This window comes from Listeria grayi DSM 20601 (assembly GCF_000148995.1).
In the GTDB taxonomy this organism is placed as follows: Bacteria; Bacillota; Bacilli; order Lactobacillales; family Listeriaceae; genus Listeria; species Listeria grayi.
This window is the reverse complement of record NZ_GL538353.1, coordinates 153,158-177,872: the sequence shown is the minus strand read 5'-3', so window position 1 is coordinate 177,872 and position 24,715 is coordinate 153,158. Positions and strand designations below refer to the sequence as shown.

The 24,715-nt window shown below is 41.8% G+C and carries 22 protein-coding genes; 1 reads left to right on the top strand and 21 read right to left on the bottom strand.

Annotated elements, in window-relative coordinates:
• Window positions 1-5: 5 nt before the first annotated feature.
• From HMPREF0556_RS08315 to HMPREF0556_RS08265, 11 genes are all read right to left on the bottom strand, one after another.
• Complete coding sequence (locus HMPREF0556_RS08315) at window positions 6-818, bottom strand: NAD(P)H-dependent flavin oxidoreductase (RefSeq protein WP_003757557.1); 813 nt, start codon at window positions 816-818, stop codon at window positions 6-8.
• The gene (locus HMPREF0556_RS08310; RefSeq protein ID WP_003757554.1) at window positions 784-1,557 is read right to left on the bottom strand and encodes an SDR family NAD(P)-dependent oxidoreductase; all 774 of its coding nucleotides are present in this window, start codon (window positions 1,555-1,557) and stop codon (window positions 784-786) included. Before HMPREF0556_RS08310 ends, HMPREF0556_RS08315 begins: the two co-directional genes overlap by 35 nt.
• Window positions 1,547-1,828, bottom strand: a complete 282-nt coding sequence (locus tag HMPREF0556_RS08305; protein WP_003757553.1) for a hotdog family protein — start codon at window positions 1,826-1,828, stop codon at window positions 1,547-1,549. Before HMPREF0556_RS08305 ends, HMPREF0556_RS08310 begins: the two co-directional genes overlap by 11 nt.
• Before the next feature lie 3 nt (window positions 1,829-1,831).
• The gene (locus tag HMPREF0556_RS08300) at window positions 1,832-2,152 is read right to left on the bottom strand and encodes a hypothetical protein (RefSeq protein ID WP_003757551.1); all 321 of its coding nucleotides are present in this window, start codon (window positions 2,150-2,152) and stop codon (window positions 1,832-1,834) included.
• Window positions 2,149-3,297: a thiolase family protein gene (locus tag HMPREF0556_RS08295; RefSeq protein ID WP_003757548.1), complete on the bottom strand. Its 1,149-nt coding sequence runs from the start codon at window positions 3,295-3,297 to the stop codon at window positions 2,149-2,151. Before HMPREF0556_RS08295 ends, HMPREF0556_RS08300 begins: the two co-directional genes overlap by 4 nt.
• A gap of 1 nt (window position 3,298) precedes the next feature.
• Window positions 3,299-4,600: an AMP-binding protein gene (locus HMPREF0556_RS08290; protein ID WP_003757546.1), complete on the bottom strand. Its 1,302-nt coding sequence runs from the start codon at window positions 4,598-4,600 to the stop codon at window positions 3,299-3,301.
• On the bottom strand, window positions 4,590-5,135 hold the full coding sequence (locus HMPREF0556_RS08285) for a biotin transporter BioY (RefSeq protein ID WP_003757544.1): 546 nt from the start codon (window positions 5,133-5,135) through the stop codon (window positions 4,590-4,592). The genes HMPREF0556_RS08290 and HMPREF0556_RS08285 overlap by 11 nt, the downstream gene beginning before the upstream one ends.
• 178 nt (window positions 5,136-5,313) lie before the next feature.
• Window positions 5,314-6,174 (bottom strand): ModD protein, encoded by an 861-nt coding sequence (gene modD / locus HMPREF0556_RS08280; RefSeq protein ID WP_197531926.1) that lies wholly within the window; start codon window positions 6,172-6,174, stop codon window positions 5,314-5,316.
• Between the two features lie 14 nt (window positions 6,175-6,188).
• Window positions 6,189-6,755, bottom strand: a complete 567-nt coding sequence (locus HMPREF0556_RS08275; RefSeq protein WP_003757540.1) for an ATP-binding cassette domain-containing protein — start codon at window positions 6,753-6,755, stop codon at window positions 6,189-6,191.
• Complete coding sequence (locus tag HMPREF0556_RS08270) at window positions 6,752-7,519, bottom strand: ABC transporter permease (protein ID WP_003757538.1); 768 nt, start codon at window positions 7,517-7,519, stop codon at window positions 6,752-6,754. The genes HMPREF0556_RS08275 and HMPREF0556_RS08270 overlap by 4 nt, the downstream gene beginning before the upstream one ends.
• On the bottom strand, window positions 7,516-8,523 hold the full coding sequence (locus HMPREF0556_RS08265; RefSeq protein WP_003757537.1) for an ABC transporter substrate-binding protein: 1,008 nt from the start codon (window positions 8,521-8,523) through the stop codon (window positions 7,516-7,518). The genes HMPREF0556_RS08270 and HMPREF0556_RS08265 overlap by 4 nt, the downstream gene beginning before the upstream one ends.
• Before the next feature lie 211 nt (window positions 8,524-8,734).
• On the opposite strand from HMPREF0556_RS08265, the gene HMPREF0556_RS08260 reads away from it, so the two are divergent.
• Window positions 8,735-9,751 carry an alpha/beta hydrolase gene (locus HMPREF0556_RS08260; RefSeq protein WP_003757535.1) on the top strand — a complete coding sequence of 339 codons (1,017 nt, stop codon included), beginning with the start codon at window positions 8,735-8,737 and terminating at the stop codon, window positions 9,749-9,751.
• A gap of 107 nt (window positions 9,752-9,858) precedes the next feature.
• Here the strand turns inward: HMPREF0556_RS08260 and HMPREF0556_RS08255 are convergent, their stop codons facing one another.
• The 10 genes from HMPREF0556_RS08255 to HMPREF0556_RS08210 all read right to left on the bottom strand — a co-directional run bounded on the left by HMPREF0556_RS08255 (window position 9,859) and on the right by HMPREF0556_RS08210 (window position 24,636).
• The gene (locus tag HMPREF0556_RS08255) at window positions 9,859-11,361 is read right to left on the bottom strand and encodes a DNA/RNA helicase domain-containing protein (protein ID WP_040486674.1); all 1,503 of its coding nucleotides are present in this window, start codon (window positions 11,359-11,361) and stop codon (window positions 9,859-9,861) included.
• A gap of 98 nt (window positions 11,362-11,459) precedes the next feature.
• The gene (locus tag HMPREF0556_RS08250; protein WP_003757531.1) at window positions 11,460-14,891 is read right to left on the bottom strand and encodes an FtsX-like permease family protein; all 3,432 of its coding nucleotides are present in this window, start codon (window positions 14,889-14,891) and stop codon (window positions 11,460-11,462) included.
• Between the two features lie 13 nt (window positions 14,892-14,904).
• Complete coding sequence (locus HMPREF0556_RS08245) at window positions 14,905-15,606, bottom strand: ABC transporter ATP-binding protein (RefSeq protein ID WP_003757530.1); 702 nt, start codon at window positions 15,604-15,606, stop codon at window positions 14,905-14,907.
• Window positions 15,607-15,751: 145 nt separating this feature from the next.
• Window positions 15,752-16,402, bottom strand: a complete 651-nt coding sequence (gene pgmB / locus HMPREF0556_RS08240) for a beta-phosphoglucomutase (RefSeq protein WP_003757526.1) — start codon at window positions 16,400-16,402, stop codon at window positions 15,752-15,754.
• A gap of 14 nt (window positions 16,403-16,416) precedes the next feature.
• Window positions 16,417-18,042 (bottom strand): glycoside hydrolase family 13 protein, encoded by a 1,626-nt coding sequence (locus tag HMPREF0556_RS08235; protein WP_003757525.1) that lies wholly within the window; start codon window positions 18,040-18,042, stop codon window positions 16,417-16,419.
• A gap of 1 nt (window position 18,043) precedes the next feature.
• Window positions 18,044-20,338 carry a glycoside hydrolase family 65 protein gene (locus HMPREF0556_RS08230; protein WP_003757522.1) on the bottom strand — a complete coding sequence of 765 codons (2,295 nt, stop codon included), beginning with the start codon at window positions 20,336-20,338 and terminating at the stop codon, window positions 18,044-18,046.
• A complete protein-coding gene (locus tag HMPREF0556_RS08225; protein ID WP_003757521.1) occupies window positions 20,319-21,134 on the bottom strand; it encodes a hypothetical protein in 816 nt (271 codons plus the stop codon). Before HMPREF0556_RS08225 ends, HMPREF0556_RS08230 begins: the two co-directional genes overlap by 20 nt.
• 21 nt (window positions 21,135-21,155) lie before the next feature.
• A complete protein-coding gene (locus HMPREF0556_RS08220) occupies window positions 21,156-22,004 on the bottom strand; it encodes a sugar ABC transporter permease (RefSeq protein WP_003757519.1) in 849 nt (282 codons plus the stop codon).
• A 3-nt stretch (window positions 22,005-22,007) separates the two neighbouring features.
• A complete protein-coding gene (locus HMPREF0556_RS08215; protein ID WP_040486673.1) occupies window positions 22,008-23,300 on the bottom strand; it encodes a carbohydrate ABC transporter permease in 1,293 nt (430 codons plus the stop codon).
• 73 nt (window positions 23,301-23,373) lie between these two features.
• Window positions 23,374-24,636, bottom strand: coding sequence for an extracellular solute-binding protein (locus HMPREF0556_RS08210; RefSeq protein WP_003757514.1), 1,263 nt, complete (start codon window positions 24,634-24,636; stop codon window positions 23,374-23,376).
• Between the last annotated feature and the right edge of the window lie 79 nt (window positions 24,637-24,715).

Here is a 24,715-nt window from a genome sequence, read left to right as displayed (position 1 = left end):
TTACTCTAAACCCTTTGCTGGACCAGTTTTTCTATCCTCTCTTTGACAGAAACAATAGAATCCAACTTTCCAGCTGATATTCCACAAGGGATAAACGATTCATGATCGTTTATCCCTCTGATTTCTAACCCAATATCTCCTGTTATCACTACAATGTCTGACGGTTCAGCGGCAGCTATTTTCTCTTTTTGCTGTAGAGGCAATGGTGATTCTGTAGTAAGTAATAAGGGGGTGCCGATTTGAATCCCAATGGCTCCTTTTTCTAAAAAATGCTGTAATCCTTCATAATCACTGATCCCACCAGCTGCAATGATTGGTTTATCCAACGTATGGACAAGTATTTCTACTAATTCTCCGGTCGAATACTTGCCAATGTGTCCTCCAGATTCTAAGCCTTCCGCTATTATAATGTCCACATCCAAATCAGCGATCTTTTTTGCTTGCTTAGGGCTTCCGACTACTGCCAAGATGATTACTCCGGCCATTTTCAGCTGTTTCACTATCTCTGGTCGATATCCTGCACTCAGTGTGACAATCGGAACCTTTTCCGCTATCATGATGTTTGCGAATTCTTCGATATCCGGGTGTTTCAACATTAGATTGCAAGCAAATCTAATACCTGTCTTTTTTAATTTTTCAATTTCTTGTTGGCATTCTTTTGGCGAAAGACCATATGTTGACAGTGTTCCGAGAATCCCGTTTTTATCCATTTCAAGCACAAAATCCGCATTCGCTATCCCGGCCATCGCTCCTTGAATGATCGGATACTCGCTTTTAAACCACTTACCATCTGTACGCGCGTCGAACTGGTTCTTCATACATCATCACTCGCTTCCCATTAATGCTAAATATTTTACCAGTTTCCTTTATCTTCTGGTCTAACTGGTATAATGTATCAGCCAACAAATCGCTTGTTCCAATATTCCAGTATTCCGGAAAGGGCGTACCTGTCAGTTCTGCATGCTTCTTAGCCTTTTCAATCATTGGAGCTGTCATCGCAGTAATAGCAGCTGGGGAGATCGCATTTACTTGCACGCCATATTTTTCCCCTTCAAGTGCTAGTGATTTGGCTAGACCGATTAGCCCAGCTTTACTGGCGCTATAATTGACTTGTCCGAATGTCCCCTCAATACCGGCTAATGATGTCATTACATAGATGGACTTCTTCCCCTCTTGTTGGACCATTTGTCGAAATACTTGTTGGATCCAATTAAAACTAGCCAGTAAATTGGTCTGCAGCACTTCTTCCCATTCTTCGTTAGTCATTTTTAACATCGTTCTATCGCGGCAAATCCCCACATTGTAATAGAAACAATCGATTTTTTTGAATGGAAGAAGCACTTCTTTGATAAAAAGATGGCTAGCCCTCGAGTTTGTAGCGTCCACTTTTTCCACATATAGATTGCTTGCATTCAAAAATTTTTGTCTCAGTGCCAAAACATGCGCTTCTTTTCTTGAAAATGTGATCACTTGATAGCCTGCCCGCAAATATCTTTCCACCAGGGAAGCACCGATTCCACGTGTTCCGCCAGCAATCACAACGACTTTATCTTCCATAAGCAACTCCTTCTCCAATACATTCACCATTGGCAAAAACGACAAACTGATTATTATTTATAGAAAATTCCAAGCATTGGTCGCAGTAAAGCGGTTTTAAAAAGCGATACTCAAAATGGAGCATCTCTTGAATACCGAGAGCGCTTGTGATCTTCCCTTCCATAAATGCCATAAGTTGCATTCCAAAAACAATCCCGCTTTCATGGATCGGATTTTTATCATTAGAAACAGCTTTAAATAACCGCATGTCGTGTTGATTAAATGTGTCCATCGCTTACCTCACATATATTTTGGTTTCACACATAGCTACTAAACCATTTTGATAGATAGCTAGCTGATACTCCCAAATTTCTCCATTTGTTGTTTTAACATTACTTACGCGCTTTAAATGACAGTCATAGTAGGTGTTTAATGGGATTTGTTGCAATACTTCTATATGCTGTTCTACTAAGAAATGTTCTATTTCTGCTAATTCCTCTACTTCAAAGTGCTGCCATAACGTCAATAAAAAACTCTTTGGCCATGTAGAGCCAACGTAATGTGTAGCCAGCATATAACGTTCCACATCTTCCTGTGCTATAAAGAGTTTTTTCATTTCACGATTCTCTTGATAAGCAAAGCAGTCCCTTGACCGCCGCCTACACAAAGCGAGACGATACCATAAGTCCCACCGCATTCTGTCAGTTCTGTCATCAGTCTTCGTACCAAAATAGCGACTGTTGCACCAAATGGATGTCCAAAAGCTAAAGCTCCGCCGGAAACGTTTATCTTTTCAAGTGGCAAACTACCTAGTTGGATACATGCAAGGATTTGCGCGGAAAATGCTTCATTTATTTCAAAACGGTCGATCTCTTGATAACTCAATGACACCTCTTTTAGCAGCTTTTCGATTGCTTGGACTGGTGCCACACCAATCTCATTCGGGTTTACTCCTATTGATACACTATGAACCACTTCAAAGTCTGGTGTGATCTGATGTTCGTCGCAATACGAGCTGCTCGCCACTATAGAAAAACTGGCTCCATCATTCAATGGACTACTATTACCTGCTGTCAATGTTCCAGTATTCATAAAAACAGGTTTCAACTTACTTAATTTCTCTAGAGTAGTATCCAACCTTGGCGATTCATCTGCTGTATGCCCGTCGAAGGGTAATATCTCTGATTTAAAATGGCCCTTTAAATAGGCTTGCTTATATTTCTGCTGACTTCTTCGTGCATAATCATCCTGTGCTGTTCTGCTGATCTTTAACTTTTCAGCAACGGCTTCCGTAGCGATCCCCATATCGGGATCTCCATATTCTTCTGTTGATAATGCTTGTCGTTTTAAAATGCTCGGAGCAGTTGCATAGAGATTTGTTGGTCGTTCAATCTGCCAAGGGGCGCGGCTAGTACTTTCGACGCCTCCACAAATAATGAGCGCTGCCAGACCGCTCTTTATTTTTGCATATGCCAATGTAAATGCTTCTAAGCCGGATGCGCATTGTCTATCCACTGTAAAAGCAGGAACTTCTACAGGAAGACCGCTTTGCAATCCAATTTTGCGTGCTATGTTTCCTCCTCCTGAAACAATATTCCCAGTGATCAATTCAGCGACATCATGGGGATCTATGGAAGAACGGGAAAGCATTTGCTTGATTAATACAGCACCTAATATTTCTGGTTTCACATCCCTATATATCCCACCATATTTTCCGATTGGCAGACGAGCACTATCTATGATTACCACACGTTCTTCCATTTTATCTCTCCCTTCTTTTTGCTTTGCCACTGTGACTCAATTCAATTGCTTCCACATTATATAATTCATCTATCCTGATTTTTCTAATAGTCTTTTCTTGCAAATATCTATTTAGCTCTTCCAGCGATTGCGCTGTTTCTTTCCAGACGACATCCACTAAGATTTTCTCCCCGAAGACCCGGTCTTCTTTTTTAGAAACTCGCACATCTTTCACTTCCGGATGTCCCATAAGCTGTTCTTTGACTTGTTGGGCAAATACTTTCTCGCCACCTCGATTGATCTGGTCATCTTTTCTACCCAAATATACAAGAGATCGATCAAGATAGCCTAGATCTCCTGTAGAAACCAATTCAGTCGCAGGATTTATTTTTCCATATTCATAATATCCGGAAAATGTCATCGGACTCGTAATATTTATCTCTCCAATCCCATTTTCATCGGGATTCTTGATGTGAACATCGACATCTGGAAATAAGATCGCTTCCTTATCCATCGCGCCGCTTCTAAATTGGTAGGCGATAAAACTCGTTTCTGATGCTCCATAGTACGTCAATACACTTGAATTGGGATAATTTTTTTGAAATTGTTCATTTAAATAGGGATCAAAGCTTTCTCCACCAAGGTTAAATAGAAACTGCTGATCCGAATAAAATGCCTTTTTTTGAAATGCTAGCCTAAAAATGCTGGGAACTCCGCAAATTTCAAGCGGGCTCTTTTGTTGTTCTAGCAATTCTGGAAAAGATACTGCTTCTAAAAGAAAGGTCTTTCCTAAATAAAATGTCTCCAACAAGGTATACAATCCTAATGTATAATTCAAAGGGCTTAAGCATGCGACACGCTCTCCGGCAAATTGCTTTACTGTCCGGAATCTCGCAAAGCTAGCCACCCAACTGGCGTGATTCCGAATAAATCCTTTTTCCTCCCCCGTAGTTCCTGAGGTGAACGCAATAAACAAAGTATCATTCGGTAACTTTGTGTAAGCTGCTTTGCCATGAAAGCAAATGTCGTTGTCCGTCAAGACAACAATGGCCGGAAAATGCTGCGCCAATTGTCGAAGCTTTTGTTCGGAGACATTTTCCTCTACAGGAATAAATATCTTATTCAGTCCGATTACCGCAAAAAGATCAATGATCGTTTCTAACTTTCTTCCCATTGGAATAATAAAAAATAGTTCCTCCATCTGGCTCAGTTGGTGTTTTCTTTGTTCAATTGCTACCGAAAGTTCTCCATATGTAACGCAAGAGCCATTATTCCATTCGATCGCGTTATTTTCGGCCAAAGCATGCCAATTATCAACGCGCATTTTTCTCACCGGAATAACTGTATTTATGTAGCCGTGCACTTACAAAGGCAGCAATGAGTACTTTCAAGATATCTACTGGCAGAAACGTAGCACTCGCCTTCATTCCACTAAGAATAGATATGTTTCCAGCAAAGGCCAGCGAAAAGCCACCTAGGATATCGATCAATAGTGCACTGCCGATAAAATAGATAATAGCTAACAGCAAAAAATTCACTTTCTGTATTTTTTCTAGTAGAAAGCCTACGATTACAGGAGATAATAAATATCCGAGTAAATAACCGCCACTTGGTCCAATAAAAATAGCAGCTCCACCTCGACCACCGGATAAAAACGGCATTCCGATAAAAACGAAGAACAGAAAGGCCAAAACCGTTATAAAACCATTCTTTTTCCCCAGAAAAAAGCCGGTTGTCATAATAATCATATTTTGAAGTACAATTGGCACTGGAACACCTGGAATAGGTATAGCCACAAGTCCTGCAATAATAATTAGTGCTAGAAATACAGCGTTCCGAGTAATTTGTTTTGTTGACACTATAATACCCCCTCTAATTGTTAACCTTTTTAAATAAAAGGTTAACAATATTAAATCACATTTTTTCCCTTTGGCAATACTACGTAACAGAAATTAGTGTGTAAACGAAAAGCCACCTAACGTCCAGTACTGCTAAATGGACGTTAGGTGACTCTGATCGTGCTGGGCATTTTTATGGTTATGTCGCTTTTATTCCTTCGTTTCTCATCATCTTAACACCAATATCAATCGGCTTTGCATGATACAAACTTGTCGTGACGATTCCATCAATCGTGCACTTGGCATATTCTGCTAGATTCTGTTCGTTAATGCCGCCAGCAGCTAATAAGGTGCACTGCGGAAATTTACTTTTCAGATATACGGCACCTTGCTGCAAGTCGGTTGCTGGAACTTTATCGAATTGGATGCCGTCTGCTCCTAACCGAAGATATGTTTCTGCTTCTGTCAGATTGAAAGTTTCCACAATGATTTTTTTCTCGCAGTTCTTGGATTTTAAGCTTGCAAGTTTATATTCCAGTGCTTGCTGGCCACCCAACAAATGAAGATGTTGTTCAAAAATCAAAATCGATTCTGATAATCCCAATCGATGCGGCATTGCTCCTCCCGTTAAAATTGCCTTTGTCGCTAATTTTTTTGTCCCTGGAAATCCCTTTCGAGTGGTCAGTAAGGCAGCTTTTGAATCAGCTGCAGCCATAATGTCGATAAACTTACTCGTTTTCGTGGCAATAGCACTGCAGTGATCTAAAATATTCTGTCCGACTTTCCAAACGTGATTAAGGCTTTCTCCTGATCCAGTCCCGCTTAAAATCACCGAGCCAGCAGTGACTCTCGTTCCAGAGGGTACAAAATGATTGCGTTGTACGCTGCAATTCTGAAAAAGCCTCGCGACCTCTTCCGTTCCGCAAACCAAACAGTCTTCCCGAACCACGTAAGCAATTTCTCCGGCTATGTCGCCAATCCCTAGACTAAATGTCGTTAAATCAAAATACGGCAGGTCTTCCTCTAAAAAGGAATCCAGCTCTTGTTGCGTAAAAAACAAGGAAATCCTCTCCTTCATGGTTTCTTCAAATACAGTATTTGCGTGCAGTTCTGTTCTAATAACGCTATATCATGATCAATCAGCAAGACGGGCATCTCTTGACTAGCGGCTTGGATAAGGCTCGTCATTTTCTTCTTCATGTTCCGATCCAGTCCTTTGAAAGGCTCATCTAGCAGCAGTCCGTCAGCCGGGAAACAGAGTGCCCGAATCAGAGCGACTCGGCGCTTCATCCCACTGGAAAATGTCTGGACTGCTTGATTGGATGTCGTGATCTCCAATTCGGCAAATAGATTTTTGATTTTCACTTCATCATCACAGACGAGCCGTACATTTTCAAAAGCCGATAATTGCGGTAGCAGTCGATCTTCGGGGAACATAACTGCGAAACGATATTCCTTAGGCAGAACAATCTCTCCGGAGTCAGGTGATTCCAGACCGAGAATCAGCCGAGCCAGTGTCGTTTTACCGCAGCCAGAGGGACCTGTAATGCCATAAATCCCGCTAGTACCTATTTCCCATTTCAGTTGTGCCAACACTTGCAGTTCTCCAAAAGATTTCGTTATGCACTGACAACGTATCATGATTGCTCACCTTCTTTGTTTGGAAAAAGAAAGGGATAGATCAGCCAGCGGAGCAGCGCTGACAAGCTTTTCTCGACACCAATACTTACTGCGATGATCACGGTCGTCCATGCGAACAGTTGCAAGGTGTCAAAATAAACTTTGGCATCGGCAATATTTTTACCAATGCTTAACAACGGAGAAACGAGCACTTCAGCGGTAATTCCTGCTTTCCACGCATATCCGATCCCAGTTTGGAATGCGGCATAGAAAAAGGGATAGACAGCTGGAAAGTAAATCGTCCTTAATCGCTGCCAATGCGAAAATTCAAAGATCCCTGCCATTTCCAATAGTGCCGGATCTACATTCTGCAATCCTTTTTGCATATTTCCATAAATCACCGGGAACACCATCAAAAAAGCAACGATCATCGGTAAGTGGCTGGATTGCACAAAGGCTAGTACAAACATTGTAAATGAAGCAACCGGAGTTACTTTCATCATACTGACTAAGGGTTGAAACAGGGCAGTCAGCCAAGCGCTAGTATTTGTAACCAACGCCAAACTGCTTCCCAGCAGTAAGCCCAAGAAGAACCCAGCGAGAATATTGCCTAGCGAATGACAGATCGTCCAATAAAAAGCAGTTTCTTTTCCTAATTGGATCAGATAGCGCAAGACCGTCCACGGACCGACAAATAGTAGCGTATTGTCGATCAATGCCGCTGCCGCCTCCCAAAGCAGCAACCACAATAGTAAGATCAGACCTTTTTGAAGTACTGGTTTCATTTGGGGTGGTAATAGAATGCACTATCCGGAACTGCTCCGCCTACTGATTTCGGATTTGCTTCATATAAAACCTTGAAAAACGGTGTGAGTTTTTTTTCTGCTTCCTTTCCGGTCACAAAAACTTGATGTGATTTCGGGATCGCTGTCTTGGCAACTTTTTCAGGAATGATATTGAATTTATCACACAATGTTGAAGTTCCTTGCAAGTCACTGTGTACTTTTTGTGCGGATGCTTGATACTCCTTCATAAATCGCGTCACTGCCTGAGGATGTTTTTCCAAAAACTTTTTCGTTACAACAACGCAACCTTGTGCCATGATGGTATTGGGGTGCAAGGCCTCCCATTCCGCATTCAGATCCGCGATCACACGAACTTTTTTATTTGTTGCCATCACTTGTGATAAAGTCGGTTCCGGCAATGTAGCTATTTGAACTTGATTGGAGCTAAGTAGACTTGCCACTTCTTCATGTCCTGGTTTGTAGCTTATTTGTAAGTCTTGTTGTGGCTTCAGTCCTTTTTTAGCCAAGATATCGTTGAATGTATATTCCGGGATCGCGCCTTGTCCTGCACCTACTACATTTTTCCCTTTCAGATCTTCTAAACGTTTGATAGAAGGATCGGTTGTCACCACTTTTACGACACCGAGCGTGTTTACTGCCAACATCACGACATTTCCTTTTGTTTTTTGATAAAGGCTAGCTGCCATATTCGTCGGCACGGCGGCAATATCGATTTCTTGTGTGACCAATTTGCTCATTACTTCATCTGGCGCAGTGGCAACGCTGAATTGATAGTTATTTGCGGCCTTGCCCTTCTCGTTTTTTTCCATTAAGTTAACCATACTAATGCTGGAGAAGCCTTTTACCATCGACACATTTGTTTTTACGGCTGTATCCTTTGATTTGGAAGTCTGCTTCGTTTTACTACCGCATCCAGTTAAGGCGCTTACAAGAAAACAGATTGTCAAGAACGCTAAGAGATGCATCCACCATTTTTTATTCATGTTTTTTTCCTCCTAAGATGTAAATGAAATGTACGTTTCAAGTATAGCGGTAGTCTAGCGGAATGGCTATATCATCAAGTGAAATATCGCACATATATCTTTTTTATAGAGAAAACACTTATGGCCTCTCCATTTGCACGTTTCTTATTTACAAGCTGTCAATCTGGAAAACTATGCTATAATAAACCTTATTTGATAAGTGAGGAAAAAGATGAAAAGAAAATTATGGAAAATCTCCGCTTGGATAATCGGAATCTTGCTAGGACTGGTGTTATTGCTATTCATCGCCTTTCAAGTATCTCCAAGACCAGGCGCGCTGATCATCAATCATATGTTTGCTGCAGAAGTCCAGATCAAGGATAAACCTGCCTATGCACTAGCCAAAAACAATACGACGGTAAAATCGAATCGCAAGTATCCTTCTAAATTCAAGCAAAATGACTATGATATTTATTATCCGAAAAATATCAAAAAGCCTATCCCGGTGATTATTTGGCTGCATGGCGGTGGATATGTCGGTGGCGATAAATCAGGAATGAAAGAATTTGCTACCCGCATGGCTTCAGACGCTAAAGTTGCCGTTGTAGCAATAAACTATGAGCACGCTCCTGCCTCCCAGTATCCCAATCAAGTCCATCAAGTGGACGAATTGATCCAAACATTACAGAAGGACAAAGTGAAAGATACTCAGCTAGATCTAAGCCGTATTTTCTTTGGTGGTGATAGCGCCGGCTCTCAAATCGCCCTGCAATATGCTACCATTCAAACAAATAACAGCTATGCAAAACAAATGGATATGAAGCAATTGATCCCAAGCGGACATATCAAAGGTACTATTTCTTACTGTGGTCCTGTCGATTTAAAACAAACTGCCTTGCAGCATTCCAAAAGTAGATTTATGAAATTTTTTGTTACCACCGTTGCATGGTCCTTGATTGGGACAAAGGACTGGAAAGAAAGCGATAAGCTGCAGGAAGCAAGTTTAGTAGCGCATGTAAATAAAGACTTCCCGCCAACTTATATCACCGACGGCAATGCGTATTCCTTCCAAGAACAAGGGCACGCTTTAGCAGACCGGCTGAAAGAACTTGATGTTCCAGTGGCGCAGTTATTTTATACCTCGTCCAAAAAGGAAATAACCCATGAATATCAATTTGATTATGCGACTAAAGAAGCTAAGAAATGTTATCAGGAGACATTGCAGTTTGTGAATAGGTATAAAAAATAGTAGCCTGGTGCTAAAAAAAGAACTTTTACTTCTTGATAATAGGAGTAAAAGTTCTTTTTTTAAAATTTATATAACCTCTTAATCAAAATCATTTTAACAAGCATGTTCTATATTACTTCTAACAATTTAGACACTTCTATGAAGAGATTCTTATTCTCTATTATTATTAAACAAAGCTTTTTTCTACTTCTTGTCATGTTTTGAAAAAGCATCTTAGATGAATGATAATAGGAACTATTTGTACCTTCTAAAGTTAAAATATCTCCTTCTTTTTGATAATTAAAATTATTATCGATAATAATACAAACCTTATCAAACTCTTGTCCAATGACATCATGAGAATTATTATAAGAATTTTCATCTATGACATCAAATGGATCAGGACTATGCAAGCTAGGTGTATATTTAATTGGTGTCCAACCTTTTTCACTTAGCTTTTGCCAAAATATTAATCCATCATTATAACTTTTAAAATACTTTAATTGAATATTTCTATTAGAATTAGCTAACGGTATATCATTTTTATCATGCTTAAAAAATTTTTTTATAAATTCGGCCATTTCTACATTAGTTCTTATCTTATTTTTTAATCTATGTACATTTGACTGAGGAATATTCAATATAATTTCTTCTTTAATCTTAGTTCGAATTTCTGAATTGCTAAGGCATTGTTCTGGATCTAAAGAATAGACGACTAATACTCCAAATTGTTTTGCATATTCTTGAATAAACAATAATTGTTGTTTTTTTATTCTTTGACATTCATCAATTATTATAATATCAGTATCTTTTTCCCTTATGGTATTTTTTACTGACTTAATACTTTGTATACTAAATCCATATTTAGAGTTCAATATTCTATGTCCATCATTTAACTTCCCACAGTGAATAATCATTACCTTTTTATCCTCATGCATAAGCTCTTTTGCTAAATTATAAATCAATAACGTTTTACCTGTCCCGGCCTTACCTTCAATCAAATGTGATTCTTTATTCTTAAATAGATCACTTTTTATTAATTGTTGAATCTTATATTGATGTTGCGTTAAAAAATAATCCCCCTTAATAAAGGCATCTGTAGCATTAAATGGAGAGATTAAAAAGTCAGCTGGATTAAATAAGCGATCAGCATCAGACAATGTTACATTTAAAACTTTTTGTGCTTCTAAACAGCTCATAAGATCATCCGCACTATATTTTATCAGCTCTAATTGGTCCCCTAAACTAACTATACTATTATCTTCTTCTCTATAACAAAAATGTAAAGTTTGACAATTTAAAATCCCTAGATAATGCTTTTTCCTCTTCAATTGTCTTAAAACAGCTTCATCCGTAGCTTTTCGTTTTAATTCAATATTCACATTAAAATTTGTTCCAAATCTCAATAAATCAAATTCCTCACCTATTTGAGGGATTTTGTATCCAACAAAAAAATAATTAAAGTAATATTCTAAAAAATTATTATAATCGCCTATTTTTAATGTCGATATAAAACTACCTATAGTTTTCAATTCATGTTCTTTCATTACTACTTTATTTCGTTTTAAAAACTCTTCATAAGCATCCTCCGGTATTATACTCTCACTTTTTATCATAGTTGCTAAATCCATAGTATATTCCTCCCGTATCATTTTATATTTCTTTATCTATATAATAATTTATTCGTCAAAAAAAGTGAACTTCTAATAATTAGAAATTCACTTTTTAATCACTCTACCGATTTCAGCGCTTCGATCATATCAATTCGTTTCAGCTTAATATGCATGACGATCATGACCACGGCTGCAAACAGAAGCGTTAAAAGCGCGGAATATAGATAACTTAACCAGCCGATCGATGGGCTGAACATCATCTGGTCAACTTCGGCGGTCGTAATAACAAAGCGGTGCAGGAATGCTCCTGCAAAGAAGCCGACGAAGATTCCCATCAACGTTAAGATGATATTTTCCCGATACACATACATCGTGATTTCTTTAGGATAGAAGCCGAGCACTTTAATCGTTGAAAGTTCGCGGACGCGCTCGGAAATATTGATATTCGTCAAATTGTAAAGAACAACAAAAGCGAGCAGTGCTGCGGATGCGATCAATACCACAATGACCACGTCCAAACTATCCAGCGTATTGTCGAGTAAGGAACTGACGGTATTGGAATACGTGACGCCTAGCACCGCTTTACTGTCAACAAGTTTTTCTGCGTAAGCATTCTGCCATGAACTGGAGGTATCCTTCAAATGAAGTAGATCCAGATTGTAGACAGGCTTTTTGGAAAAGATTTTTTCGTAATACGCTGGTTTCATATATAAATAATGAAAGGCGTAATTTTCTGTTATGGCGGTGACTTTTATTTTATATTCTGTGTGACTACCATCGCGGACAGTCAAGTGATCGCCTGCTTTCACGTGATAGAGACGTGCCAATTTTTCGTTTAAAACTGCACCGTTATCAGGAATGCTTTCCCGTTTATGTGTCACACGATCACGAAGGACGATAAAGTCTGCGAACTTATCCATTCGTTTTGGTACGATCACCGAGACGTTTTGTGGACGTGTTCCATTTTTCACAGCGTCCAGATTATTTTGCGAAACTTCCAGACGACTGGAAATAGTAGTATCTTGCATAAGCGATCTGTACGTGGCTCTAGCAGTTTTCGGCGCTGTTTCATCCAGGTTGATGGCGGCGTCATAACGCATGATGTCGCCGTACTGGCGATCCGCAATATTGCTGATCGAGTCGCGTAGACCAAATCCTGTTAAGATCAGTGCTGTACATCCTGCCACGCCAAGCACTGTCATCAGCATGCGCTGTTTATAGCGAAATAGATTTCGTGCGGTGACCTTGCTGGTAAAGTTCATTCGTCTCCAGAGAAACGTCACGCGTTCCAGTAAGATTCGTTTGCCACTCTTCGGTGCCCGCGGCCGCATCAATACAGAAGCATTTGCTCGCAATTCTGCGCGACAGGCAATGAAGGCAGTCAGCGTCGTGCAGGCGATCGCAACGAGTAGGGAGATCGCAATGATTCCCCAATAGATACCGAGTGTGATATCCGGCATCGTGTACATGGTTTTATAAGCATTGAAAATGATTGACGGAAACACTTGAAACCCAATGATGATTCCAGCAATGCCGCCGAAAACACTTGCTAGTGAGCCGTATACCAGATATTTCAAGATAATGCTGCCGTTAGTGTATCCTAATGCCTTCAAGGTTCCGATCTGTGTCCGCTGCTCCTCGATCATCCGCGTCATTGTCGTTAGACAGACAAGGGCTGCAATCAGGAAAAAGAAGATGGGAAAGATCGTTGACATCGAAGACAGCCGATCGGCATTTTCTTGATACTCGCTGTAGCCTGGATTTGTGTTGCGATCAAGTACAAAATAATGAGGTTTTTTAAGCGCATCCAGCCGTTCTTGTTCGATCTGTAAATCTTTTTCTGCTTTGGCCAAGCGTTTCTCCGCTTTTGCTCGTTCTTTATGGAACAAAGCTAATTTAGTTTGGTAATTTGCTTCACCCGCTGTGATTTCTTTTAGAGCGGCAGCTAATTTCGCTTCACCTGCTGCTTTTTCACGCTGATACGTTTGCTTCCCAGCGTTCCATTTTGCCAAGCCTGCTTGATAATCGTGTTGTCCGTTCGCATAAGCAGTTTTGGCACTCGCTAATGCCGCTTTCTTTTGAGAAAGTGTCTTTTCGCCTTGGTCGATCCGGCGCTTTTCTTTTGCTAATTCTCTTTCCATCTGATCCAAATAGCGGTCAGCCTGATTTAAACGCGCTAGCAAAAATTTAAGGCCTTGCTGGACATCTTTGTCACTTACATCAGCGTTATCTGTCTGCTTCAAAAAGTCATCCAGTTCACCTTCATATTCGGAAAGTGCTTGTTTCAATGTTCGTTTTTCTTCTTTTGCGAGATCCATTTCTTCGATTGTACTTGTGATCTCCTTTTTTATGCCATTTCTATCATGAGAAAGATCTGCGATGTTGTTTTGTTTTTTTGCTTGCTGAAGTAGGTTTCTAGCTGTTTTTACAGCTGATTTGACTTGTACAACTTGTTTTTTCGCCTGCTGCCATACTTCTTTGCCTGATTTCAGCTCTTCTTCCGCCTGACTTAGCTGCTCTTCGCCGGAAGCAATCTTGGCTTTTGCACGCGCGAGCTTGGCTTTCGCTGCTTGCAGATCGCGATCGGCTTGTGTGAGTTTGGCTTGTGCAGCCGCGGAACGATTAGCGAGTTCGGTTTTTCCATGCTCGTATTTTGCCCTAGCATCTGCTAGCTTCGCCTTTGCAGCATCAAGTTTGGCTTGGTTTTTCGTCAATTTTTGGCGGGCTTGCCGTAGTTCTTTCTTACCGGCGTCGATTTTTTTCTGTGCGTTGGCTTTTATTTTGGCAAGCCTTGCTTTAGGTTGATCTTGCAAGGCGTTCTTGACTGCTTCTTTCGCCTGACGCGACTGTGTTTTATAGGATTCACTGTAAGCGTTTGTTTTGGCAAGCTGCTTAAAAGTGACATTCATTTGTGTGTAGACTGGTAGATCGAAGTCTTCCTTTGGTACGACGGCGAAAGCATCTGTTTGACCCGTTCCGATCGTACTACTGCCGCGCTCGCCTTTTTGGATATACATCGGTGTTTTTACAAAACCGACAATCGTATATGTGGCTGTTCGGAAATTTTTTGTTAGTTTGCTACCATCGCTATCGACGAATGTCACGCGATCGCCCAGTTTATAGTGCTTCCTCATTTTTGATTTACTGTCTAGCGCGATCTCCCTGCTCTTGTCTGGCAAGCGGCCAGCTATGGCTTGGTATTGATTGAGTTTTGTATCATTTGTGACTGAGAAAACTTTTGTGACTAGGTTGCTATTTTTCAAGAGTACATCTGCGCTATAACCCATTTCTACATGCTTTACATCATCAGCTGCTTGGATTGCTTTTTTGTCGGTCTCATCAAGCCCGTAAGTAGATTGGACCGAAAAGTGTGCTAATTGGTATTTCTTAAAATACGTATCAGCTGTTAAAAGCATGTCTGGACCGGTAGCTTTTAATCCGGAGAAAAAAGCTACGCCAAGCATGATTAAAAGAAAGATAGAAATAAAGCGGCTTTTGGAGTGCCATATCTCTCTGCAGATGTCTTTCCACAATGCCGTTCGCTTCAATTCTTTCTCCCTTCTACCACTCTATTTCGTCGATTGAAACAGGGGACTCATTTTCGCGTATTTTCCGTACTTTGGCATCATTGATCTCAATGATCCGATCGGCAATCGGCTTGATCGCTGTATTATGAGTGATCACGATAACGGTCGTTCCGGTCTTCCGGCAGGTATCTTGAAGCAATTTCAAGATTGCTTTTCCCGTTTCGTAATCCAGCGCGCCAGTAGGCTCATCACACAACAGTAATTTGGGGGATTTCGCCAAAGCGCGGGCAATCGCTACCCGCTGCTGTTCACCGCCCGATAATTGTGCTGGAAAGTTATCCAGCCGATGCCCCAGGCCAACACTTCGCAGCACTTCTTCCGCATCAAGTGCATTCGGCGATATCTGTGCCGCTAATTCTACATTTTCTTTTGCTGTCAAATTCGGGACTAAATTATAAAATTGAAAGACAAAACCGACATCATTGCGCCGATAACTGGTTAGATTACGCGCACTTAATGCTGCGATATCTGAACCATCTACTTTTACTTCTCCCGCATCACATGTATCCATTCCACCAAGAATATTCAGCACTGTGGATTTCCCTGCTCCCGAGGGACCTACAATGACAACAAACTCGCCTTCGTGGATCTGAAATGTAATCTTATCATTGGCAGTAACTGTATTTTCGCCCATTTGATAAAATTTTGATACTTCTTTCATCTCTACATAAGTCATTTATCGTACTCCTTTTTTCCATCTTCTCCACTCTCTATCTTACTATAGAAATGACTTTCAAAAAATAGTTTCTGGAAATTATTTAGGACTTGGTTTTTATGTGAAACGAAAAAGTCACTGCCTGGGGAATCAGGCAGTGACTTTTTTATATTTCCTTCCAACTAAAAGCCTCCAAAGAAGCTAAATGTTCATCTGCAGACGGCAGGTTTGCTGCCTTGCCAATACCGACTGCATACATTCCTGCTGCTTTGGCGGCGCTGCATCCTGCTTCGGAATCTTCAAAGACGACACACGTTTCCGGCGGCAGTCCCATTTTTTCGGCTCCACGCAGAAACACCTCCGGGTCGGGTTTCGCTTTCGCTACATCATTCCCGTCGACTAGTTCATCGAAATAGCGCAGCAAGCCAGTTCGCTCCAAGATCAATGGTGCATTTTTGCTTGCTGACCCCAATGCTATTCTGATTCCTTGCTCTCGCAAGTTTTCTAATGTCGGCTTCACCCCAGTCAAGATCTCTGAAGCATCCATTTCGGAAATATACGCGACATAACGTTCATTTTTCAGAGCTGCAAAGGCTTCTTTTTCGGACGCGGAGTATGTCGGATTGTTTCCCAGCGAAAGCAGGATTTCCAGCGAAGCCATTCGTGAAACACCTTTCAGCCGCTCGTTGTCATGCTCGGAAAAGGGGATCTCCAACTCTTCGGCGAGCGCCTGCCACGCCAAGAAATGATATTTGGCAGTATCTACTAATACGCCATCTAAGTCAAAAATAGCACCTTGATAAATTTGCTTTCCCACAGGCTTCTGCTCCTTTATTTCAATTTATAAACGACTGCTTCATAAGGACGCAGTGTTACTTCATGTAAAGAGATTTTGCTATCCGGATAGTTGCTCAAAATGATCTTTTCCGCAGTGTATCCGGCCAACTCGGCGGTCGTTTCGGCTTCATAAAAATTAGCCAGTATTAGCCACGTTTCCTGCTTGTTAGTACGCAAATAGGCATAGATCGCGGGATGTTCTGGCAGGAGTTCTTGATAGCTTCCCCAGACGATCAATTCATTTTCTTTGCGCAGTTGGACCAGTTTTTGATAATGATAAAAGAGGGAATTCAGATCTTGCAGGGCATTTTCCACATTGATGACATCATAACGCGGATTAAGTGCTAGCCATGGTGAACCGTCTGTGAAACCGCCGTTTTTGCTGTCATTCCACGGAATCGGCCGGCGGGCATTGTCTCGGCCCTTAGCGTTGATAGCGTGGAGAATCTCTGCTTCTGTATATCCTGCCGCCAAGCGCTCACGGTACATGTTGTGAGATTCGATGTCATCGGCTTCTTCGATCGCATTTATGGCCGTATTCGTCAGGCCGATTTCTTCTCCTTGGTAGATATAAGGGGTGCCTTTTTGTAAATGCAAAATCGTTGCCAGCATTTTTGCACTGACTTCGCGGTATTTTTCTGAATCGTTGCCAAGTCTGGAAACGACGCGCGGGAGATCGTGATTATTCCAAAACAAACTGTTCCAGCCGCGTTCGTCTAGTTTGGTCTGCCATTTGCTGAAGATTTGTTTTAATTTGAGAAAGTCCCATTCTTGCAAGTCCCACTTCTGTTTATCGGGTTGCTCATCCAGGGCAGCGTGTTCAAATTGAAAGACCATCGACAACTCTTCACGATCCGGATTCGTATAAAGCAAAGCCCCGCTTGGAGTAACGCCCCATGTTTCACCAACTGTCAGCACATTATATTTGCCGAATGTCTCGCGGTTCATTTCTTGTAAATACGTGTGCAACAGAGGACCGTTGGCAGTGATTTCCTTGTCGGGCTGTTTCCCGATCAAATCGATCACATCCATGCGGAAACCGCCGATCCCTTTTTCCAGCCAAAAATTCATCATCCGGTAGATCTCTTCGCGTACTTTTGGATTTTCCCAATTAAGGTCCGGTTGTTTTTTACTAAAAAGGTGCAGATAATACTCGTTGGTCGTTTCGTCTAATTCCCAAGCGGATCCGCTGAATGTCGAACGCAGTCCGTTTGGTAATTTGCCGTGATTAGGGCGCCAGATATAATAATCGCGGTAAGGATTATCTTTACTTTTTTTGGCTTCCTGGAACCAAGGATGTTCATCGGAGGTATGATTGACGACGAGATCCATGATAATCGCGATGCCGTGCTGCTTTGCTTCGGCGATCAATGCGTCCATATCTGCCATGGTGCCGTATTCCGGTGCGATCGCTTGGTAATCGCTGATATCGTAGCCGTTGTCGTCATTGGGAGAAGCACAAACTGGACTAAGCCAGATTGCTCCGATCCCCAATTTCTCCAAGTACGGCAGTTTCCGAATGATTCCTTGCAGATCTCCCACACCATCTTGGTTACTATCATAAAAACTGCGTGGGTAAATTTGATAAATGACTGTTTCCTGCCACCATTTTTTATTCATTTTATACCTCGCTTTTCTGTCTTTCTTGAACGGCTAATATCAGAGTATCTGTAACGGTATAGTTTTCCCCGTAAACAAGTAGCTCGATTGCTGATCCTTTCAATAAACGAATTGCTATGTTTTCTGCATCTATGGCGATTTCCAGCAGTCTTCCACGGTAATTCATTTTGAAGCGGTACGACTTCCAATTTTCTGGGCTGAACGGTGCAAAGCTAAGTTTACCGTTTGCTGTCCGCATTCCCGCAAATCCTTGGGCGATCGCCAGCCAGCTTCCGCTCATGGAAGTGATATGCAGTCCATCTTCCGTATCATTATTATAATTGTCCAAATCAAGACGTGCTGTTCTGCTATAAAGTTCCACCGCTTTTTCTTTCTCACCGATCTCTGCAGCCAAGATGGCATGGATGGAAGGCGAAAGCGAAGATTCATGGACTGTCAGCGGCTCGTAAAAATCGAAATTTCGACGTTTTTCCGCCAAGCTGTATTGATCATTGAAATAATATAATCCTTGTAAAACGTCTGCCTGCTTGATATAGCATGAGCGGAGGATCTTGTCCCAAGACCAGTTCTGGTTTAGCGGTAGTTCGTGTTTATCTAAATCAGCTACTGGCGTTAGATCTTTGTCTAAAAAAGTATCGTGTTGGACGAAGATCTGCCGTTTATCATCGAATGGCAAGTACATATGCGTCGCGATTTCTGCCCATTTGTTTTTTTCTTCATCGGAAACTTCTAATTCCACTTGTTTCGCTTTACTTACTTTGGTCAATGTTTCCAACGTATAACGAAGTTCCCATTGGGCGATCAAGTTTGTGTACCAATTGTTATTGACGTTATTTTCATATTCATTCGGTCCGGTTACGCCATGGATCATATATTGTTTTTTAGTTGCGGAATAATGAACGCGGTCTGCCCAGAAGCGGGCAATCCCTACTAACACATCTACCCCTTTTTCCAGCAAATACTGCTCATTGCCTGTGTAGTTCGTATAATTATAGATCGCATAAGCAATCGAGCCGTTGCGGTGAATTTCTTCAAAAGTGATCTCCCACTCGTTATGGCACTCTACACCGGTAAAAGTCACCATTGGGTAAAGAGCTCCTTGGAGGCCTTGCTTACCGGCATTGTGAAACGCTTCAGGAAGCTGTTTATAACGATATTGAAGTAGTTTTTCGGTAACGGCTTCATCCGTCAACGCTAAGTACATGGGAATAATGTAGGCTTCTGTATCCCAATAAGTTGCGCCGCCATATTTCTCGCCTGTAAAACCTTTAGGACCGACATTCAAGCGGTCGTCTTCACCATAATAAGTCGAAAACAGTTGAAAAATATTAAAGCGGATCCCTTGCTGTGCTTCTTCATCGCCGTCGATCACGACATCTGCTTGTTCCCAGCGTTCCCGCCAAGCCGTTGTTTGTCTTTCCAAATGTGTTTCGAAATCCATCTCAGTAAAAGCGCGCAGCAGTTGGACTGCTTTTTCGGTCTGCGCTTCTTCCGGGATATCACGGCTCGTTACCACGGCAACATATTTCGTCAGTTCCGCTGTTTCACCAGCTTCCAAAGAAAAAGCGATTTCTTCCTCTACTAATAAAGTGCTCTCCCCGCGGAGTAGTTCCTCCACTTGTGTCGCTTGATTTTCCATTACTGTGGTCACGCTGAACTGCGGGATCGAGAAATCATTTGGGATCGTTCTGACTGTAAGACCGCTTTGTTGACCGGAAAAGCGATGGCGTTCTTCCCAGAACATTTCATCGTAATTGCTGTCTTCATTGGTCACATTGCCATCGATCTTCGGTACTAATTGAATCGCAGCAATGCCTTCCAGCACTTCGGTCTCTACATGAACGATCGCGAGTTCCCGATCCACGATGCTGACGAACCGTTTAAATGTAAAACGTACTTTTGCTTGTTTCTGCGTTATCGTAAAGCGGCGGGTCAACACTCCATTGCTCATATCTAGTTCGAGTTCGAATGCTTCCGTTTCTATTTTTGCCAAATCGATCATCCGGTCATTGACGTAGATATCGACGCCGATAAAATTGGTGGCATTGATCACTTTCCCGAAATAATCCGGGTAGCCGTTTTTCCACCAGCCGACTCTTGTTTTATCCGGATACCAAACACCAGCAATATAAGTTCCCTGGTGGGTATCTCCCGAATATTGTTCTTCAAAATTTCCGCGCATTCCCATATAGCCGTTACCGATTGACGTCAAGCTCTCTTGCAATCGCTTGTTTTTCTGGTCTAAAAGGTGCGTACGGATTTTCCATGGATGGACTTCAAACAGTCGCTTTATCATGAGTAAACGCTCCTTTTTTCTGTTTCTTTAAATTTTTCGATGCCTCATTATCATTGAATCGGGTCTGCAGAAAGCTCAGTAATAATAGAATCATCCATGCTCCCGATTGGATCAGTAGTACAAGGGCGATATCTCCCGTTAGAAATCCGATTATCATGCCGATCAAACTAGCACTTCCTAGCGCATTTAGCATCAGTTGGATGGACTCTCGAAAAGAGTGAATCGTCGTGAAGCCGGTTTTTCTCGTTGCAAAAAGGATCAAGGCTCCCAACAATAAAATGAAAACATTACTGATCAATAACATACCGTTTGTAAGCAGGATCTTTCCTCCCGTTAAAAGTGGTTTATATTGTTTCTCCCAGCTGGACATTGCACTTTTTACAAGTGCTTGAAAAGTTGTCGGTTGCTTATGTGGCAGTTGGAGTGTCAGCGAGTAGCCGTTCTTATCTTTCAAAAATACGCGGTCATTCGGCAGCATTACCAACTGATTTTCACCATTGTATGTTTTTCCTGCTTTGCCAGTTGGTGTGAAGAAAAAGGAATTGCTGCGGTGTGACGCTGTTAGAGAGATTTCTTTTTGCGCCTTCGCTTCCTGCACCCAATTTGGCATATAGGTTTTTAGCGAGACGTTTTGTTTCGCAATGGTCAGAGCGAGCGGCATGGCAAGCAGCGCTGTGCAAGCCAGTATTGTCAGGATAATTTGAAAAAAGTTGGCACCCTGTCTGTTTTCAAATATCCGGCGCGACGAAAAAGTCGTGCCCAGATAGCGAAATAAATATGGATCGGTTCGTTTCATTCTGCTTGCTCCTCTCTTGTCTTAACCCTTCGTCCCGCCGGCGATCAGTCCTGATACAAAATGTTTTTGCAGCAGGAAGAATAAAATCGAGATCGGTACGGCGATCAAGATTGCGCCTGCCGAAAAAAGTACCACTTGCGGATTTTTCGCATCACTGATAAAAGTCTGCAGCCCAACAGCCACGGTATAACGTGTTTCGGAACGCAGCAGGAATTTCGCCAGCATATAATCACCAAATGGACCCATAAATGCCCAGAGCGCCTGTACTGCGATCATCGGTCGTACTAATGGCAAGACGATTTGGTAGAAGATCCGGAAATGACCTGCACCGTCTAGTTTTGCAGATTCATCAAGATCGATCGGCACTGTATCAAAGTAGCCTTTCATCAGCCAGGTATTCATCGGAATTCCCCCGCCGATGTAGATCGCAGTCAAGAACCAGAAGTGATCTAATGCGTTCAATAAAAGTGCCATGACATAAAAAGCTGTAAGTGCTGCCATTGTTGGCACCATTTGGATCACTAAGAAAAACAGCAGGCTTTTTTTGCGCCCGACAAAGCGATAGCGGCTGAATGTATATCCTGCCAGCGTAATGACTCCCACTTGGATGACCATCGTAAAGATCGCAATGACCAATGTATTGAAGTACCATTTGCCATAAAGGGTCTCTTGGAACAAACGACCAAAATTGGAAAGGGTCCATTTGCTGGAAAAGTCAAGTGCGAATGCTGTAACGTTCCCTACTTTAAACGCCGAATTGATCGTGATTAAAATGGGGTATAGAATCACGATCGATAAGACGATCATATAAAAATAAGTAAAGAATCGTGTCCAAAACTTACTGTGTTTGACAGAACTCATTTTTTTCATTGTTTAATCCCCCACCTTAAATGCGTTTGATTTTCGGAAAATAAGTAGCGATATCGCAATAACGATGATCGAGATCAATAACGTTACCGCAGCAGCCACCGAATATTGCGGCGAGCTTCCTGTTGTCAGTTTGAAGATCCATGAGATCAGGATATCCGTTGAACCGGCACCGCCGCCAACACTTCCCGGACCGCCCTTATTAAATAGATAGATCATCGAAAAGTTATTGAAGTTACCAGTATATTGCGTAATAAAGATTGGTGCTGCCACGAACATCACCATTGGAAAAGTGATTTTCCGGAACCGATTCCAAGCATTTGCACCATCGATTTTCGCTGCTTCATAAAGTTCATGCGGGATCGACTGCAAGATCCCAGTAACCATTACATAAATATAGGGGAACCCTAACCAGCCTTGAATCATGATAATTGCAGTTTTCGTCCAAAATGGATCGGTTTTCCAAGCGATACTTGGGATATCTACAAATGGGAGATGGTTCAGAAGCGGGATGACTTGCGTATTGATCGCACCGGCACTGTCATTGAAGATATTGGAAAAGCTTAGGATACTGATAAATGCTGGAACTGCCCATGGCAAAAGGAAAATAACACCGAAGAACCGTTTCCCTTTGATAAATGATTGATTGGCAATAACTGCTGTCGCGATCCCCAAAATGATCTGCAGTGTTGTTGCGCAAAGTGTCCAGATCACCGTCCAAATAAATACGGATGAAAAAGTTGCCCGATAAGAGCTCAAAAAGAAAATATTGAAAAAGTTTTTCACCCCTACCCAGTCGATCAATCCAGCCGGCGGGATGTGGTAGAAATCATAGTTTGTGAAGGCAATAAACACGGTCACTAAAACTGGAAAAACAATGATAAAGATCATCAATACGTAGGCTGGGAGCGTCAGCAGATATGGAAAGCCACCGTCCAGCACATTGCGTAAGATCGCTTTGGCACTTTGATTGATTTCTCTGCCTTGATTCCAGTGCAAGGCGACGATTTTCGCATCACGGATATTTATGAAGTAAAAACCAATAAAAATAATGGTGATCAGCAGCTGCAATGTCCCTTCGATCATCAGGAACATGGAATTATCGATCACCGGTGTTACACCAAGCGTGATCAATCCTTGTAGCGAACTAATTCCCCGTACTGCCATTTCAACTACGAAAGCTAAGAAAACTGCAAGGAACAAGATCCCTTTTAGCTTTTGCTGGTTATAAAATTGTCCAAGTCCAGGTATGATCGACAGCAGCATTGCTTTTTTTATAGACTTTTTATGTTCCCCCATTACTTGTCGCTCCTCATTCCTAAAATAGGTCGACAGAGACTGTGTTAGCCCCCTGTCGATCATTTATTCTTTTTTATTTACTGTATTTTTGCTGAATAGCATCTTTGATGACTTTTACCGCATCATTAGCAGATTTTTCCGGTGATTTTTTACCAGAACCAGCGTCGAACATCAAGTTCTCAGCGCCAGTCCATACTTCAGCCATTTCCGGGATGTTTGGAGTTGGATGTGCATTTGCATATTGGTCGACCACTGCTTTCGTCAATTCATCGTTTTTCGATTTTGCTGCTTCTCTTGCGGTTTGATTAGCTGGTACTTCGTTGGTCATGTCATAGAATTTTTCCTGATTTTTCGTATTTGTTACATAATCCAGCCATTTTTGTGCAACTGGTTTGTTTTTTGAGTAGCTGCTGACCACCCAGCCTTTTCCGCCGCCGAATGATTCATATTTCTTTCCGTTCACAAGTGTTGGGATCTCTGTTACCCCATAATTGATTTTGGCATTTTTGAAAGTTTGTGCTGCCCAAGGTCCGTTGATGATCGCCGCTGTTTTGCCTTTTGTAAATAAGTCTGTAATGAAATTGTCATTAGATGTAGAATCTTGCATTCCCTTTGGCCATACATCTTGGAACCACTTCGTCGCATAGGTGATGCCTTCGATCGAACCTTTGTTGTTCAAACCGATGTCCTTTGGATTCGTGCCGTTATCACCGAATACATAACCGCCATAACCTGCTAACAGGCCGTAGCTGTAGTAAAAGTCCGTCCATTTTGCTAAGAAACCGACATTTTTGCCAGACTCGCTTTTATAGTCGTATTTAGGATCTTTAGATAACGATTCCAATTCTTTGAAAGTCGTTGGTGCTTTTTTCAGAAGCTCTTTATTGTAATAAAGGACAAGCGTTTCGATAACAGCCGGCTCACCGTAGATCTTGCCTTTGACCGTTACTTGTTTTTCATCGGTTTTATCGTAGTCCGCTTTGTTACCCAATTTCACTTCTGCCAATTGCCCTTGTTGTCCCAGCGAGCCGATCCGGTCGTAAGCTGCCATCATCACATCAGGCGCTTTTCCGGCTGGGCCATCTAAAGAAAGTGCATCTAGCTGATCGAACATATCTTTTTTTACTACTTTTATCTTGACGTCGTTTTTCTTTTCAAAATCACCTTTGATGGCATTGACGTACTTTTCATAACCTTTATCAACAGAAATCGTTAATACTTTGCTGTCTTCCTTACTTCCCCCTGAGCCTTGCGTTCCACATGCTGATAACCCGATTAAAGCCCCTGCTAATAATACGCTGCCAAGCACACGTTTGACTCTTTGACTTTTCTTCATCTTCTTTCCTCCTCTTTAGTGTTTACGCATTTTATTATTTCGCTGTTACAACTGTTATGCAAGCGCTTTTTTAATGTTA